Here is a 16,029-nt window from a genome sequence, read left to right on the forward strand (position 1 = left end):
CAATCCCCACGCCCCGGCACCAACGCAAACCCCAGCTCCGCATCCGTCGCGCCTCTGCGCCTTTACGTGAGGCAAATCACCAGCCATCATTGCCGCTAACATTCCCTTGCCGATCTGCTCTGAGCCCCGCACTCAATACAAGCCCGAAGCGCAAGCGAGTGGTTCGGAACCTTCCGGCGGAATCCCACACCCAATACGAACCTCGAAGCCTTATCGCGTTAGCGAGTGATTCCTTAGAGCGTTTGCGAGTGGTTCGGAATCTGGCCGCAGAACCACTCGCTGGCGCTTCGGGCTTGTATTCGCTTGCGCTTCGGGCTCGTATTTACATCGAGTCCCGAACTGTCAGACATTGCCCAATCCCCACGCCCCGGCACGAACGCAAACTCCAGCTCCGTATCCATTGTGCCTCTGCGCCTTTGCGTGAGGCAAATCACCAGCCATCATTGCCGCTAACATTCCCTTGCCGATCTGCTCTGAGCCCCGCACTCAATACAAGCCCGAAGCGCCAGCGAGTGGTTCGGAACCTTCGGGCGGAATCCCCACCCAATACAACCCGAAGCCTTAGCGCGTTCGCGAGTGAATCCTTTGCGCGTTTGCGAGTGGTTCGGAATCTGGCCGCAGAACCACTCGCTTGCGCTTCGGGCTTGTATTCGCTTGTACTTATACTCGCTGGCGCTTCGCACCCCTACTCACATCGAGCCCGTATCTACCGGACCGCCCCCAATCCTCGCGCCAAAGCCCCAACGCACACCCCAGCCCCGCACCCTTCGCCTCACCCGCGCCAACCAACGGCCCGCAAAGCCGAACCTGCCCCCCAGCCGGATCAACTCCACAGACCATCGTCGAAGGCCACTAAACCGCCGGGATCGTCGCACTGATGATCTGGCTCCAGGGGCCGTTTTCGCCCTTCGAATTCACCCAACGCAACAGATAATTCGCCGTCTTACCCGCCTGCTCATCCGTAAACGTAATCCGCTGCGGGCTACGCGTCGCCAGCATCCGAAACGAATACTTGCTCGCCGACTGCGGAGTATCGTCGCCGACGAACAGATAGACCTCACAGCCCGTTGCTCCGGCAGGCCGAGCCCGACGTGTCGGAGTATCCGAATCGGAAAACGAAAGCGTATGCTCCAGACGATCCGTCGCCATCACGAAGCCCACTGGAAACGTCGTCGGCACCGAAACCGGAGTCCGGGAATGCTTCGCAACGTGCACGCCCGCCGCCTCGCGATCCGCATCGGTCACCTTGTCGTTCGCCTGAATCATCTTCGCCGCCACGCGCGTATTGTTTTCAAACGCCTTGCGCAGCGTCGTTTTGTGCCGCGTCGCCGCCAGCGATTCATCCCGAGCCTTCACCGCGTCGTCGAACGCCGTTTGGTATTGAGCCAGTTCCGTTTCCAGCTCCGTCACCCGATCCGCCTCCAAGAAGTAGAGTTCCGGATTTGCGGAAACCTGAGACACGAACTGCTTGGACCAAATCAGAAAGTCAGCTTCACTGTTTGGAATCGTGGTCGCACTTTTTGTAGCCATGAGAGTACCTTGTGTAAACGAGACATCGAAGCCCCGCACCGAGACACCGATCTCACCGCACTGCTCCGTTGAATAAAATCCGTAAACAGTAAGGCCCACGTAGTCGTGACTTCGAAAGATAGCCAGGTTTTCGCACCGATCGAACGTTTACCCCATGTCGCGGCCACCGATTGAATCGCTCACCGATAGCCGATTGGGCCGGCCTCCTGGCCCTATCGCCCCCTGCGTCGAACCCTCGTCGGTACCGGTTAGTCCTGGCGTTTTTGGGCCGCGGCAGCGGTTTTCGCCCGGAAGTCGTCGGGCTGGCCCCACGCCTCAATCCGCACATTCGATCCAGCCGCGGTTTAGGCGATGCAATATGCGAAGTTTGATGCTTAGTAATCCGCGTAGGATGCTTAGTAATCCGCATACGATGCTTAGTAATCGGCGTAGGATGCTTAGTAATCCGCGTACGATGCTTAGTAATCCGCATACGATGCTTAGTAATCGGCGTAGGATGCTTAGTAATCCGCGTTTGATGCTTAGTAATCCGCGTTTGATGCTTGGAAAACGGCAAAGGAGGCTTGGAAAACCGCAAAAGAAGTATTTCGGAACCGGGTTTGATGTAACGAAAACGGCAAATGATTTCCCAAAGAGATAGGGGAAGGGACTCACGGCTGCAATTGCGGAGACAAGAATTGGATTTGTTACAATATCTGCCCAATGAGAACGAATGCATGATGTGAGGTCAGGAAGCTCCGTTTTTCAAAAAGGGATTGATTTGGAATTTTTAAAAGCACCGACTGACAATTTGTACAAGTTTCTTGCACTTTCAGGTGTGGCATTGTTTGCCCTCGGATGCGTACTCGCACACCAACACGCTTTTAAGAGGGTGTTTTAAAATTATTTTTCCAGCCTGTTTAGCATGAATTGAATCATTGCGATTCGTATGACAGTTTCGCTGTTTTGAGTCAGTCTTTCATAGTCCTTTGAGAGCCTTCTGAATTTTCCAAGCCATGCGAAAGTCCGTTCAACGATCCATCGCTTGGGTAAGACAACGAACCCTTCGGCTTCGACCGGACGCTTAACGGTTTGCAAGATGACACGATACCATTGCTTCAGGAACTCCGGCAAATCAGCCCGCCCGTAAATCGAGTCCGCGAAGATGACTCGAAGCCGACGAAACTTCTGTCTGATGTTTTCAAGAACAAGATGTGCACCTTCGTAGTCTTGTAGATCGGCCGAGTGGACAACAACGACCATCACAAGCCCCAACGTATCCACCAGGATGTGACGCTTTCGTCCGGTAATTCGTTTCGCCGCGTCATACCCGCGTAATTCTCCTCCTTCAGCACTGCGAATGCTTTGCGAATCAATGATGGCTGCTGTTGGCGTTGGCTTCCTGCCTTCTTTGCGGCGTACCTTTTCGCGAAGACGATCGTGAATGCGTTGCCATGTCCCATCAATACGCCAAGCTCGATAAACTCCATAAACCGTGTTCCAATTCGGAAAGCAGTCCGGAAGCAACCGCCACTGGCAGCCCGTTCGACACCAATACAATATCGCATCGACAATTTGACGCCGATCGATTCGTTTGCGGCCGCGAAGTTTTGCTGGCGGAATCAGACGACGAAGCAATCGCCATTGATCATCACTGAGACTGCTGGGATACTCAATACTCATCGCTACGGCTCCTTCCGTTTACGGTTTAAATGCAAACGGGGCTGTAGCGATTTTTTCAACTCAGAGCAATTTCAAAACACCTTCTAAGTCCGAGGAAGAGTATCACCGATTATATTCCGGCATGTTGCTGGCTGAGTCGCTCATCAAGGCTGATGAGAACAGTATTGACCGGCGCAACAATCGTGAAGACTTTCTGTTGCAGCTCTTGGAGATCTCTTCTGAAATTTCGCCTGAAAAAAATATGAAAATCGTGGAACAAATTTATGAACAAGAAGACGCGATTCTTAGAGCTGATAAATTAATTCGACAAAGCCAGGAAGAGTTTTTGGCAAATGCAAGAAAGCTTGAATCTCTGGACAGAAATTTCGATCCGATTGTTGATCTTTATCTCGTCGTCATGATAGCGGGCACAATCGTTGGAACGTTGGGGTTCTGGTTGTGGTGGTATAAGACCCAGCGTCTATTGGATAGAAAGTTGTTGCACGATACGCGTGAATTGTAACTTTGTCTGCTTTAACGTTTTAAGGGCTCGAGAGGGTACCGCGGGCCCTAAATCCGTGGCCTAACTAGTCGGAACGCAAAAATACGAAATTGTGTTCGCTACTGTCCACTCTGTCAAAAACGCCCACGTCTCTAGACTGGCTTGATACCATCTTGGCGGCGAACAAATGGTCAAGTAACACGGTTGCGCCCCGCCTTTGAACAACTAAAGACCGCTATCTTCAATGGCGAGGTGAAAACGGTTGTTGTCTGGAAGCTCGATCGACTTTCGCGGCGGCAACGAGACGGTATCAACATCCTGGCGGATTGGTGCGAGCAGGGCGTCCGCGTCGTGAGCGTCACGCAGCAGCTCGATCTGAGCGGATCGGTTGGCCGTATCGTCGCCGGCGTCCTGTTCGGTGTCGCTGAAATGGAACTTGAGCATGTGCGTGAACGCCAAGCGGCCGGAATAGCGGCCGCAAAGAAGCGAGGCGTCTACGACAACCTTGAAGGGCGACCAAAGGGATCAACCAAAGCTAATCCCAAAGTAGCAGAAGAACTTGCCGCTCAAGGCTTGAACAAATCCGAAATCGCTCGGGCATTGGGGGTTCACCGGCATACGGTAGCAAAATATCTCGAAAATCGGGCCTAGTTTGTGGTACTCGCGCTTCGCACTGTTAATCTTCCACTAGATGAAAAACGAACCTCTCGCAAAGTTTGGAGATTTAGATGCAAAATTTCTGGAAAATGACCGCAGCACTTGTGATTGCTGTGACGGCGGTACCCTATCACGCCGCGATTGCACAGTCTGATTTCACAATCTGCAGAACCTCTGGGGGGGAGGCGTGCAGGCAGACATCCTCGTCTAGTTCCTCAAGTTCTAGTAGTACTTCTAAGAGTTCATCACGCTCTAGCTCGATGTCATCCAATTCAAAAACATCGCGTTCCAATTCGGAACGAGATATTATCACTCGATCTATCAACAACTCTCGACCACAAATTAATTCGCCGGGTCTCTCAGCTCAAGAAGCGAAGAGGATGGAGATAGAAGCGAAAATCGCCGCAATCGATAAAGCTCATGCGGCAAAGATTGAAGCGTGTGATCAGGCAATGGAAAAGGCACTCAACGGAGCTGATCCAGCAACTTGTCTAATCGAGGCAGGTGTCAAAGACTTGCCGATCGCGATAGCGGCCTTAGTCACCAAAATTAAGTTGAGAGATTCTTTGAAGACCTTAGGAGTCAAGGTTTCCTACGATTGCCTTCCCCAATTCATTGTGGCGGTTTCCGCGTTTAAAGAGCGTATGGACTGCACAACTGATGGGAAGCTACCAAGTGGCATGGAAGAAAAAGACCACAGGATGAAACAGAAAATACTGGAGTATAAGATTGCGAAATTGAAACGAGAAATTGAAAAGCGAGACGCTCCGATGACTGCTGTGAAATATCTCGGAAAAAAGGAGAAACGTCGCACCAGTTCATCTCGTAGTGACCGCGGGCCAGTAAACGATCCGTAGTTGATGACATTTCCTCGGCTCTAAAGCAGCCGAGAATTTTTTGCTTGCATTTATGACAACGCCTGTGGCATTTTTCGCTTTGCGAGATCCGAGAAAGCGAGATCCGAGAAAGGTACCGCGGACCCTAAATCCGTATCCGGACCCTAAATCCGTATCCCGTGAACTAAGATCCTATCAAACACTAAGCGAACCGCTCGGCCGCTGGATAACAAAGGGATGCACACGGAGCCGCGAAATAGCGTTGTGGGGACATGCGTTCCGCGAATGATGCTCGTGCCTCGCATTGTATCATTCGCTACACTCAAATCTACATTGTCACTCGCGTCCCGGCGATCCCAACCGTTATCCGCTTCATTCAACTTCAAGCTGGTGGTATTGCAATCCAACCAATTTTTCATATCATTGGAACTGCTTGAACGCATCCGCGCTACCTTTGAACTGGATTAGTGCGAAATTCTCAGCTCCGGCTTGACTGCCATCATGAGCTCCATTGAAATTTGCAGAAGGATACACAATGACTTTACCTGTGCTACTTGACCAAGTCTCCGATCGCTTGGTTGCATTTGAAAAAGAAATGCTCGAAAAATACGTGCCCGTACCTGTTTGGGTTGATTGGGTCGTTACATTCGATGAAAACGAGGACAATGATCTTGGGTCTTCGTTCCATTTAAACCGAGACGATGTTTCGGCGGTTATTGGGTTTGAGAAGATTGACGGAAGATGGCGTGTTTGTTTTATCGAAATGGACTGCGTCGATGAAACTTTGGAATCCGAAATGGCTCACGTCACCAGCTGGACTCCGATGGCGGAGCTACCTCTTGCGCTTCGTTTGAAATTACTCGAAGGCAATCCGCTTAAAGAACTGGAACTCATGCTCATTGAGCGCCAGCAGCAATTAGCCGAGCGGGCGAAACGAGTTCTAAGAGATTTAGGATAGAAGATTCCGCAGGGCCATTCATTTGGGGATGGCCCATTTCGGAGCCCCAAGAAAGGTACCGCGGACCCTACAAGAAAGGTACCGGACCCTACAAGAAAGGTACCGCGCCCTACAAGAAAGGTACCGCGGACCCTAAACTCGTCGCCGCGGACCCTAAACTCGTCGCCGTAGAAGAACAGCAGGTCGCCGTCGTCAGTTGGAACCAGGTCAATGTCTTGAAGCCCCAAGAAAGGTACCGAAGCCCCAGGAAAGGTACCGCGGACCCTAAACTCGCGCGGACCCTAAACTCGTGCCCCGGACCCTAAACTCGTGCGCCGGTTCTTTGGCGGCCTTGAGACTTTCAATCGTCTTTCGTTTAGTGGCTTTGCGACACCATCCACACGCGGTCGAAATGCATGCCACGCAAGTCGTCTTTGTGGATGAACCAGTAGAGCGCTCCAGCATCGCCCCACATCATGTCCCCAACTTCAAACAGCTGAAGAAGTAGGACCCAATCATCCGTGTCCCCGACGCCCAATGCGTTCACGCAATCGCGTTCCATGAAGTCGGATTGGATGGGGAATGGGTATCCGCCCACCTGGATATCGGCTTGGACTGCACTGCAAAATTCCGTGTAGCATTCGTCGGCGACGTCGTCAGGAAACGTCAGCAACTGCCGCTCATACCCGGGATAGCTGGCCGATCGTTCAAACTTTACGTTGACACGTCGATAGCGTCGGGGGCGAACGTTCTTTTTCATCAGGCCGAAGAACGAGGGAACCGTGCAGGTTGGTAACTCTGGCGTAATGCGAACGATGCCCGGTTGGATATGAGCCACAATGGCGTGGCCAGCATCGTTGGGACTGTCTCCCCAATGTCTGTTGTCGTAGAAGAACAGCAGGTCGCCGTCGTCAGTTGGAACCAGGTCAATGTCTTGGCAGTGGAGTTGTCCCACGAAAGCAAGCGGATGGCCGTCTTTTGTGGGCCAGTCGAATCCGGACGGCAGCTTTGGCATGCCTCCGAAATAGGAATCGCGTTCCTGTTCGCAAAGGATCCCCGCGAGACAGGGACGCGATGCTCGACGAATCGAGTCCGCGTAGGGAGTCAGTTCATGCGATGCGAGCTCAACGTCGTGCATAGGCTTGGGTGGCTAAAGTCGATGATGATCACTACGCCGCCAATGTGATCGTTGACTGGAGAGACTTGTGCTCGGCGGCATCGTAGCGTGCGCCACATGACTATAGCAGCCTATCTTTCGTAACCAAACATTGCCTACTGGGCGGCATCCATCTGCCTGGCTCGTTCGATTGATGAATTCAAGTCAATCTTGATCTGCTGCCCCTGGTTCCAGTTGCCTTCACCTACAAATTTGTAGGAACATCCGTAGCGGTGCTTGGTATAGATCACAATGTGTTGGAATGGCTGTTCGGTTGAAATCTTTCTTCCCAGCAAGGGCGAACGCATCTCGAATTTGGGCACGGCAATGGTCGTCGTCTGGATATCCAGTGCGGTCATGGGTGGAGCTCCGTCTGGATTCGCTTTGTCCACCTGGAATACCCCGTCCTCATCGGGTGTCTGCCAGACCTTCATGGCTGGCTTGAGGTCCTCACTGGCCACCAGCGCGTAATACGCCTGGCCGACAATCTCCGGGTGAGCAGTAATCTTGATCGGCACGGTGTAGCTGACGTCCGTGGCAACAGTCCTGGTCGTTTCAAACACGTACAGCGATAGCACGATGCTGAGCGCCAGCATGAATATCAGGATGGATGAAAGGCGGAACTTCATGCTGCTAAAAAACGCCCGCGATCAACGAGCCGTCGAACGGGTTTAAATTCGTAAAATCGCAGTCGAATGCCATGTAGCCTGTGGCCATCCGGCGACAGCCCAACCACGAAGGCCTCGCCGCTTCGGTCGGGCGATATGTTATCCGCTGCAGGCAGGGGAAATATCAGTCAGTTTCAATGTTTGCACCACAAGAATCACATCGACTTTCACTGTGGAGCATCGCACCACACTCGCTGCAAGTGTAAGCAACAGTTGCATCAGGGTAGGAAATGTCACCGGCATATGGCAAGCCAGCCTGCTTCTTCAGCAGTCGAATAATTTCGGCAATGGAACGAAGCAACAGCCAGACCAGTATCGTGTTAATCAGAATGCTGAGCGCTGGCAAAATGCCGTATAGCTTGAGCCAAACAAGAGACGCGACTGTACCAATGATGCCGACCGCGAGCAGAACAATGGCTGCAGAGTCAAGCAGTCCCTCTAAACCGCCAGCATTGCGACGTTCGGATTCAATCTTTCTTGCCATTCAACACTAACCTGTGAATTCGAATTCAATTCCTGAAAGCACGCCGGCGTTCCTGAAACAACATGCGGCCGGACAACAAATGTTATACAGACGTACTTCTGCATATTCTTTGAGGCGGTATTAACAAGCTTCTGCATAACGCCGATACGCGAACAGCAAATCCGACCAGACGCACGACATGATTCTTTCTCGCAGCTTGACTCCAAAAACGATATCAGAAATCATAGCTAAAGTCATCGGCTACGATTCATGAAACCTCTTTCATGAACACGCTGTTGCAACGGCGATTCGCCAAATGAATCTCGTTCTGATGCTTCGCTTGCTCCAATAACGGCGGCGAGATCTTCCTCATGCGTCGCTTCACGAACGATGCCGCTTTAATGCAGGCCAGACACCGGCTCGAAACGTTTGTGGATCAGCCAGTAGAGTGCACCAGCATCGCACCGTGTGTGCGTGAGAATCATCGCGAGGTAAAGCCGAGTCCGAGCATCGCAAACGGGACCAAAATGGAAACAGTCACAATTAGCGCTATCAACCATAGATACCAGGTCGATTCCCGCTGCTTGCGGAAGATCTTCTCGAGAATGATATTTTGCCGGCGAAGCTCGCTGGCTATTTCATCCAGTATTTCGTCTTGATTTGACATCTGTATTGTCGAAAGTTTGTGACTGTTCGCGTTCGCGTGGTTGGTGCGCCCCGGCCGACTGTGGATTGCGTCCTTGTTCACCGCGCTGTGGCGAACGAAAAACATTGAAACCCACGCGGCAAGGGCTCCGTGCGCAACTCATTGTTTTGCGACGGTTGACTACCGGACAAAGTTGCCAATTAGCAGTTTAACATACCATGGCATGATCATTTCTGCCCCGGTTCTGGGTTCGCCAAGTTTCTGTTGAAGGATCGGGATGAGTGCATCAACGTCAGCCTCGCCGATTGCCCATCCATCAGACCCGATGATTGCACCATCGTTGAATCCGATGAAAAGAGTCCCGTTCTCGCCAACTCTCGACCATCCAGACGCTTCATCCCATCTTCTTTTGATGTGCCTGAAGTAACGGCTCTCGATCTCATTTTCGTTGTATCTAAAACGTGAGCGAGCGATTGCGACACCATTCCCGATTGCGATCAACGCAAGCGTTGCGAACACAACGAATACCCAAACTGGTGCGTCAACAATGGGCAAGACGATTCCGGCCGCTGCACAGAATAAGAATGTCAACACAAACCAAACTGCGACGCCAATGGTGGGAGGTTTACAGACTATCCATTCGGTTTGCATCTCGTCCCTTGATGTTGAGCCTTGCAGCGTCCGCGTGACAAAGCGGACAGGGTAATTTAGATCCGTGAGACGGAAGTCGAAGTAGGGCAAGTCTTTCAGTGTGAGGCAGCCACGAAGGCCTCGCCGCTTCGGTCGGGCGATTTGTTATCCGGCGTTTAAACAGTGGATCGCTCCATGGCGGCATTTAAGTTGCCATCCATAGAAGCACGATTGCGAGTATGCCAAACACCCAATAGGCCGGTTTCCAGTCCGGTAGCCAGCGCTCCAGAACGCATCCAACGAACAGCCCAATCGATGCTCCGACTAAGGCGAACGGGACGATCTGCTCCAATGTTTGGGCTTCAGCCAGCCGGCGCGAAGCGCGTTCCCATGGAGTAACTGGTTCCTCGTGAGCGAGCCGGTACCCGAGAATTGCTCCAGCGACAATCAGTAAAACCAGGTAACCATAGATTCGGAAACCGCGTGAGGTCCAGCTTGGTGAATCATCTGGCATAAAAATTCGCCTTTTGTCAACGATATTGAATTCGTAACGGTGCTCTTGAGCTGGACAACGTCCGTGATCCCCGAGCCGGAACCAGTAATCTAACCCATTCTAAACCACGCCTAAGGCCGGCTTCGCGTGAATCATGCTGTTGTCTGGCGTTCGACCGCCATTCCTGACAGCCTCATTGCAGATCATCATGCGCATCCATAAACCGCGAGTAAAGCCGGTCGAACTCGTCAAACGCCACGTTCCACGGTGCGCTGGACGATTCAGTTGTCGCTCGAAGCGAGGGTTTGGTTTGAGTCGTAATTCGCAACTCGATGAGTAAGCGGGCACTGGATGCTATTCGGAGTGATAACATTGGCTTGCCTCGCCATTCACGAGCTGGATAGCGAACAATGCAAAAGGTAGCCAATGACGTGAAGAAAGTGCAGTCCCATAGATCTCTCAATTCAAAGAGTTCGTCAAGGAAGTTGCAGAAGTTTTCGGTTTCCGCTCTTTGGCGTTTCGCGTGCAGGTCGGCAAAAAATGCGACGATCTCTGATTGTGAAAGGGCTCCCATTTAGTCACACAAGGTTTGCTGCGAATCTCGAGCCAGCTAGCGACCGGGTTCACCGATCCGCAATGAGTGATTGTCCAATTTCAATAACACGCTCAAGTCCGCCTCGCGTGCACCGCTTTGTTATGCGGCATTATACAGACCGGGTGATTCCGCCATCAACCCGAATGTTCTGGCCGGTGATGTATGCTGCACCATCCGACAAGAGGAAGGCCGCGGTTTGGGCAATTTCGTTGGTCGTGCCGTAACGACCCATTGGGATGCGATCGCGGAATTGTTGTTTTTCAGGAAGGCTATCGATGAAGCCGGGGAGAATGTTGTTCATGCGGATGTTTTGCGACGCGTACTCATCGGCATACTGTTTGGTGAACGAGGCGAGTGCGGCACGCATGGCTGCCGACGTGGGAAAGGCTGGGTCAGGTTCAAATGCTGCAAATGTGGAAATGTTGACGATCGATCCCCCGCCGCGCGATTCAAGAATCGGGGTTACCAGACGAGATACCCGGATCACGTTGAGCAGGTACACATCCATCGCCAAGTGCCAGTCGTCATCGGTGATGTCCAGGATCTTTCCTTTCGGGCCGTGACCGGCACTGTTGACGACGGCGTCGACACCGCCGAACGAATCCGTCGCCGCGTCAACGAGGCGTTTCAGATCATCAATGTTTTGGTTCGATCCGGTGACGCCCACACCGCCCAATTCTTCTGCGAGTGCTTCACCACGGCCGGACGACGACAAGATGGCAACCTTGTAGTCGAGGCTGGCAAGCGTGCGAGCAATGGCAGCACCCATGCCGCTTCCAGCGGCGGTAATCACGGCGACTTTTGAATCCATTGTGTATCTTCCTTTGTTGAATAACGACAGGGTTAACCGGTCGGACCAGGAAATGTAAATGAGTAAAGCTGGAGTCGGATAAAATGGGAACCTGCAACCATTCGGCGACAGATCAGCCGCGAAGACCTTTCCGATTCGGTCGGCGCTTTGTTATTCAGCACGATCGTCAGTCAAGCCAATTTGCTCCGCACGGCTTTCGAGTTCCGCGAGGCAGTCTGTGATGTAATCGCAAGTGCCCCAGCCGATTTGACCCGAAGTTTTCGAATCGAGCAATCTAAGCCGCTCGGTGATGTGCTGATATTTCGCCGGATGCATTGATTTCGACAGGCTCATCACGGAATCAAGCATTTTGCACATTGAATTATAAAAACGCTCGTTAACGCTTCCGTATTCGAGTGATTGAGCGGCTGCCTGCTCGACAAAGAACAGCATTAAATCGATCCGTGAAAGGTTGTCGTCTGGCGCGGCCTTCTTGAACTGCGAGATAGCCTTTCGTCCGCGGTTCAGGTTGATTGAACCATTCCACGAAGGGTTAACGGAAGCAGCGATTTCGTCCTTGTAGTATTTGAGCGACACGCTGCCGATCTCTCCGAGCGCGTTCTCGAAAACAGTTCTGTTTTCATGATTTAGAGAAAACAAAGCCTTGAACAGTTTCATCGTCTCGGGCTTTTCAAGAGCCTGAAGTTGCTTTTTGACTTGCGTCCAATTCATGATTGCGGTGCTGGATAAAGGTCAATACTGTTCAAACGAAATTCTCAATTTCGAATTTTAGTGAGCGACGAGGTGCTAGCCATCGTTAGTGAGCGACAAGGCGCTAGCCGTCGGTTCGTTGACCGCGAATACCGGCGGCTAGCGCCGTGCCGCTCATTTGATTGAGCAGTATTGGGCTGAAGGTCGTGTTGGCAAGGCGTCTAAACGGTACGAGTTTTTAAAATCTGTCGACGAATACTTGTGAGCCCGCAATAGCCCAACGGCGGAGACCTTTCCGATTCGGTCGGCGCTTTGTTGCCCTGCGTTATCGGTTCTCGGCAACCATCGTTTTGGTTCCCTGAAAATTGGAGTACAGCTTTTCGTGGGCGGCCTGCGAACAGGGGTCGTCACGGGTTGGGTAGGAACGTATCCAGTTCAGCAGCATTTCAAGGTTTTCATCCTGCGCCTGTTTTGAAGGATACTTGTGAGGTTCCCATGGGCGATTCTGGGCGTTCGAAACACAGTCGTCAACCGACAGGTTAAGAAACACGGCTTCGGTCGCATCATGGGATGCAATTTCCAGAAGATCGGCATAGCAGCCTTCGATAACCCAACTTGCGTTGGCCGATATGAAATTGCCAATGTGACTTCCGGATTCCGCGATTGGCATTCGTTCAGGCGGGCTTGTCGGCAACCAGGCAATGGTATCGAGGTCGAAATGGGCAAGGCCATTGGAGGCTGCCAAGGATTTCGCCAGCGTCGATTTCCCGGACCCTGAATTTCCGAATACGATTACTTTTCGCATCATGTCTTCCGTTGAGTCGTTGCCGCAAACCGTCTTCTTGATCGGCGTGGAGGCAATGCACGACCTCCGTTCTTGTTCACCTAAACGGCCAGCCTCGAAGGCATCTCCGCTTCGGTTAACGTGTTGCTATCCAGATAGCCGAGCGGATTGCCCTGTCAATTGTTGAAGGTCACTCTGGTTCCATGGTCTCGCTCAATGCTTCGACGTAGATTCGATGTTCAAGTCCAGTAAGAGAACTGCGAACCGATTCTACATCGCCGGTTTTTGTCGAGCCTTCGCACCTGATGATAATTGATTCAGCATCTGGAGTTTTAGCAATCGTGTCGTCTACTTCTTCACGTATTTTACGTTTTAGTGCGACTGGAGTTGAGGCGACAACTTCATATTCCACACTCAGCACTGGCCCTACGTACACGCCGTACCCCAACTCGGTCTCGGGCCGATCGACAACGAAAATGAAGAGCGATTTCGCCTCGTCGGGAGGGTGAAACTCCTCGATAGGACGCTCCATCACAAGTTGGGGTTTAGGCGGGTCTGGTGTCCCGCACCCGACGCTCAGGATCGCCATCATCGATAAACACACAATTGATCTCATGGTCCACTTTGGTTGGACAACGGCAGCGAACACCGAACCGGGCAGGTGATCTCAATATTGAAACGCACCCGCAATTCCGGATTCGCGTGGCCCGCATTGTGACGCTGCGAATTGTAAAAAAATGTTTCATTCTCGAAGTGAACCAGGCATCTGCATGTGCGGTTACACATCGCAATAACTCTATCCCAAGGCGCCACGTTGTCAAAGCAAAGCACGACTGATCAAACCAGCCCGAAGTGGATGAAGTGGATGTTGATCGCCGCCGGTATCTACAATTTGGCGTTTGGTGTGTTCGCCATTTTGTTTCCATCCGCGATGTTCAGGCTGATTGAGATGCAACAACCCAAGTACCTGGAATTATGGCAGTGCATCGGCATGATTGTGGGTGTTTACGGAGTCGGCTACATCATTGCTGCATTTGATCCGGTGCGACATTGGCCAATCGTATTGGTTGGGCTGTTGGGCAAACTGTTTGGTCCGATTGGAATGGCGTGGGCTGTCTTCCGTGGGACGTTGCCGTTGGAATTTGGGATCGCCAACGTAACGAACGATTTAGTGTGGCTCGTTCCGTTCGCGATCGTCTTGGTACATGCTCGACGATCGCAGCTTTCCCGGGACAGGTGATCGTCGAAGCTGTTTCTCAAAGTAGACGACGGTCGGTGATCGCCCAGCGGACTTGCGACGTGAATCAGTTAGACCGAAGTCGCGTTGAATGTATGCTTGCGGACCATCCGGCGACTGACCGTCCGCGAAGGCATCTGCGATTTGGTTGATTGCTGCGAAGTCGCGACGTCATTCTGCGGACATGCCAAGGATCGCTTTCTCCTGGCCAGTCAAAAGTTCTCGTGTCGCTTTGTCGTTCTTTTCCAGAATGCGTTTTAGCTCGGCTTTGAATTTCTTCTTTGCTTCCGCAACTTCTTTTTTCGATGCTTCGACAACTTCAGCCAGTTTGTCTTTCCGTTTCTCATCCAGCTTGATCTTGTCCGAATATATGTCGCTGATCACCTTGACCACGTCACCTTCATGTCTCTCCAGGTTCCGCAAGAACAGCTTCCGCGACAACCGTGACACTTGATCGGGAAGCAGGACTTTCTGGTTCAGATTCGACTCAAGAGATTTAAGCTCGCTCATATAGAAACTGAAGATTTCATTCACGAACTTCTTGTCCTGCCTTTTCTCCGGCGGCACCGTTTCGCCAAAGGCCATCATCTCCTGATGACTGGCGTATATCTCGCCAATCTCCAGCCTCTGCGACTCGGTCAGCAGCAAGTCCGACTCGGTCTTCGATTCCTCTTCAGCGATATCGATTGAGCCCACCGTCCGGTTCAACCACGACATCGTGTCGGCGTCTTGAAATACATCCGGCACGGCTGATTCCTGTGCATGGATAGTGCCGCAGCAGAGGGTCAGTAAAACGGCAAGAATATATAATCTCATGTGGTTTCACTCCTGAGCTCAAACGGGCAACAATTTGTTCCCTGCGACAACGGGAAAAAGATTTCGCGTCCAGGCCGCACAACTGCAGTCTATCTGGCTGCGATTGTGCCAACAAGAAGCGACTCGTTAACCAGCGACTCGCCAAGAAGCGTCTCGCTATTGAGGGCTCTTGTCCGGCTTCACAAAAATGCAAGCGAGGATCAAGCCGACGACGCCACCGAGGTATCCCGCGTTGTGAATGTAAGCGACGCGAACGAACGCCCATTGGTCTGTTATTTGATATTCGGTGAATGCCCAATTCCAGTTGGAGTAGTCAGCATTCGGGCCTCTGAGAAACCCATAGACGTTTCCGGCCAGACCAAACAGAAACGCAGTGGCGAACACGACCGCGAAACATGTCAGAATCTTTCGGGACGCACGGGCTCGAGACTGATTCGGCACCATTCTGCGCGCCAGAATCCAGCCGATGATCAAGCCAACCCACCAAGTCGCCATGAATCCGATGCATCCAGCAAAAGTGCGCTCGCCGAATCCCCGGTCAAGCCAGTGAAACTGTTTGAATTTCAGATTGGTGAAGTACTCAGGCGCAATCGAATAGGTGATTTGATCGTGAGCGACTCCATACGCGCCCGAAACAATGGCTCCCAGCAAGGCAAACCCAAGCAGGATTGGAATGTCTTTGAGAGGGATCTGTGGGACGAGATAGTCGAGCACGTTTCGCCTGGCGTGGATGGCGTCCGCGATCACCGAGCGGACTAGAGATGTATACGGTTGAAGATCTGGCCGGAAGCAACGATGCGCCAGCGACAAGTGACGGGACTGCAAGTCATGCGCTTGAGACTGGCTTGCTCCTGGCCAGACAGCGGCAGCGTTGACCGAGTCGCAGCCAGGCAACTTCGATGTAAGATTGTAGCGGGTGTAATTAGCGACGCCAAAC

General features: G+C 52.2%; 17 protein-coding genes. 5 read left to right on the top strand and 12 right to left on the bottom strand.

Features of this window, described 5'->3' with window-relative positions:
- Window positions 1–852 precede the first annotated feature (852 nt).
- Window positions 853–1,530: a hypothetical protein gene (locus tag MFFC18_RS06420; protein WP_075085380.1), complete on the bottom strand. Its 678-nt coding sequence runs from the start codon at window positions 1,528–1,530 to the stop codon at window positions 853–855.
- Window positions 1,531–2,412: 882 nt separating this feature from the next.
- A complete protein-coding gene (locus tag MFFC18_RS06430) occupies window positions 2,413–3,192 on the bottom strand; it encodes an IS5 family transposase (RefSeq protein ID WP_068267841.1) in 780 nt (259 codons plus the stop codon).
- Between the two features lie 121 nt (window positions 3,193–3,313).
- Here MFFC18_RS06430 and MFFC18_RS06435 point away from each other — a divergent pair, with 121 nt between their 5' ends.
- The 4 genes from MFFC18_RS06435 (at window position 3,314) to MFFC18_RS06450 (ending at window position 6,124) form a co-directional block, all read left to right on the top strand.
- Window positions 3,314–3,694: a hypothetical protein gene (locus MFFC18_RS06435; protein WP_075083119.1), complete on the top strand. Its 381-nt coding sequence runs from the start codon at window positions 3,314–3,316 to the stop codon at window positions 3,692–3,694.
- Window positions 3,695–3,835: 141 nt separating this feature from the next.
- Window positions 3,836–4,324 (top strand): recombinase family protein, encoded by a 489-nt coding sequence (locus MFFC18_RS06440; protein ID WP_084416912.1) that lies wholly within the window; start codon window positions 3,836–3,838, stop codon window positions 4,322–4,324.
- Window positions 4,325–4,590: 266 nt separating this feature from the next.
- Window positions 4,591–5,187 (top strand): hypothetical protein, encoded by a 597-nt coding sequence (locus MFFC18_RS25235; RefSeq protein WP_202907506.1) that lies wholly within the window; start codon window positions 4,591–4,593, stop codon window positions 5,185–5,187.
- A 514-nt stretch (window positions 5,188–5,701) separates the two neighbouring features.
- Window positions 5,702–6,124, top strand: a complete 423-nt coding sequence (locus MFFC18_RS06450; RefSeq protein ID WP_148618681.1) for a hypothetical protein — start codon at window positions 5,702–5,704, stop codon at window positions 6,122–6,124.
- A gap of 355 nt (window positions 6,125–6,479) precedes the next feature.
- Here the strand turns inward: MFFC18_RS06450 and MFFC18_RS06455 are convergent, their stop codons facing one another.
- The 8 genes from MFFC18_RS06455 to MFFC18_RS06490 form a co-directional block, all read right to left on the bottom strand.
- Window positions 6,480–7,241, bottom strand: a complete 762-nt coding sequence (locus MFFC18_RS06455) for a YwqG family protein (protein ID WP_075083124.1) — start codon at window positions 7,239–7,241, stop codon at window positions 6,480–6,482.
- 134 nt (window positions 7,242–7,375) lie between these two features.
- Complete coding sequence (locus MFFC18_RS06460; protein WP_075083125.1) at window positions 7,376–7,888, bottom strand: hypothetical protein; 513 nt, start codon at window positions 7,886–7,888, stop codon at window positions 7,376–7,378.
- Between the two features lie 163 nt (window positions 7,889–8,051).
- A complete protein-coding gene (locus MFFC18_RS06465; RefSeq protein WP_075083126.1) occupies window positions 8,052–8,411 on the bottom strand; it encodes a hypothetical protein in 360 nt (119 codons plus the stop codon).
- A gap of 805 nt (window positions 8,412–9,216) precedes the next feature.
- Complete coding sequence (locus MFFC18_RS06470) at window positions 9,217–9,591, bottom strand: hypothetical protein (protein WP_148618682.1); 375 nt, start codon at window positions 9,589–9,591, stop codon at window positions 9,217–9,219.
- 1,272 nt (window positions 9,592–10,863) lie between these two features.
- A complete protein-coding gene (locus MFFC18_RS06475; RefSeq protein WP_075083131.1) occupies window positions 10,864–11,565 on the bottom strand; it encodes an SDR family oxidoreductase in 702 nt (233 codons plus the stop codon).
- Between the two features lie 150 nt (window positions 11,566–11,715).
- A complete protein-coding gene (locus MFFC18_RS06480) occupies window positions 11,716–12,276 on the bottom strand; it encodes a hypothetical protein (protein WP_075083132.1) in 561 nt (186 codons plus the stop codon).
- Between the two features lie 304 nt (window positions 12,277–12,580).
- Window positions 12,581–13,060, bottom strand: coding sequence for a P-loop NTPase family protein (locus tag MFFC18_RS06485; RefSeq protein ID WP_075083250.1), 480 nt, complete (start codon window positions 13,058–13,060; stop codon window positions 12,581–12,583).
- A 169-nt stretch (window positions 13,061–13,229) separates the two neighbouring features.
- Complete coding sequence (locus tag MFFC18_RS06490) at window positions 13,230–13,571, bottom strand: hypothetical protein (RefSeq protein WP_148618683.1); 342 nt, start codon at window positions 13,569–13,571, stop codon at window positions 13,230–13,232.
- A gap of 282 nt (window positions 13,572–13,853) precedes the next feature.
- Here MFFC18_RS06490 and MFFC18_RS06495 point away from each other — a divergent pair, with 282 nt between their 5' ends.
- The gene (locus tag MFFC18_RS06495; RefSeq protein WP_202907507.1) at window positions 13,854–14,279 is read left to right on the top strand and encodes a hypothetical protein; all 426 of its coding nucleotides are present in this window, start codon (window positions 13,854–13,856) and stop codon (window positions 14,277–14,279) included.
- Between the two features lie 168 nt (window positions 14,280–14,447).
- Here MFFC18_RS06495 and MFFC18_RS06500 read toward each other — a convergent pair whose 3' ends face one another.
- Together MFFC18_RS06500 and MFFC18_RS06505 are read right to left on the bottom strand one after the other, a co-directional pair.
- Complete coding sequence (locus tag MFFC18_RS06500) at window positions 14,448–15,092, bottom strand: hypothetical protein (RefSeq protein WP_148618684.1); 645 nt, start codon at window positions 15,090–15,092, stop codon at window positions 14,448–14,450.
- Window positions 15,093–15,248: 156 nt separating this feature from the next.
- The gene (locus MFFC18_RS06505) at window positions 15,249–15,839 is read right to left on the bottom strand and encodes a hypothetical protein (RefSeq protein WP_157665072.1); all 591 of its coding nucleotides are present in this window, start codon (window positions 15,837–15,839) and stop codon (window positions 15,249–15,251) included.
- Window positions 15,840–16,029: the final 190 nt, after the last annotated feature.

The sequence above is a fragment of the Mariniblastus fucicola genome, assembly GCF_008087665.1.
In the GTDB taxonomy this organism is placed as follows: domain Bacteria; phylum Planctomycetota; class Planctomycetia; order Pirellulales; family Pirellulaceae; genus Mariniblastus; species Mariniblastus fucicola.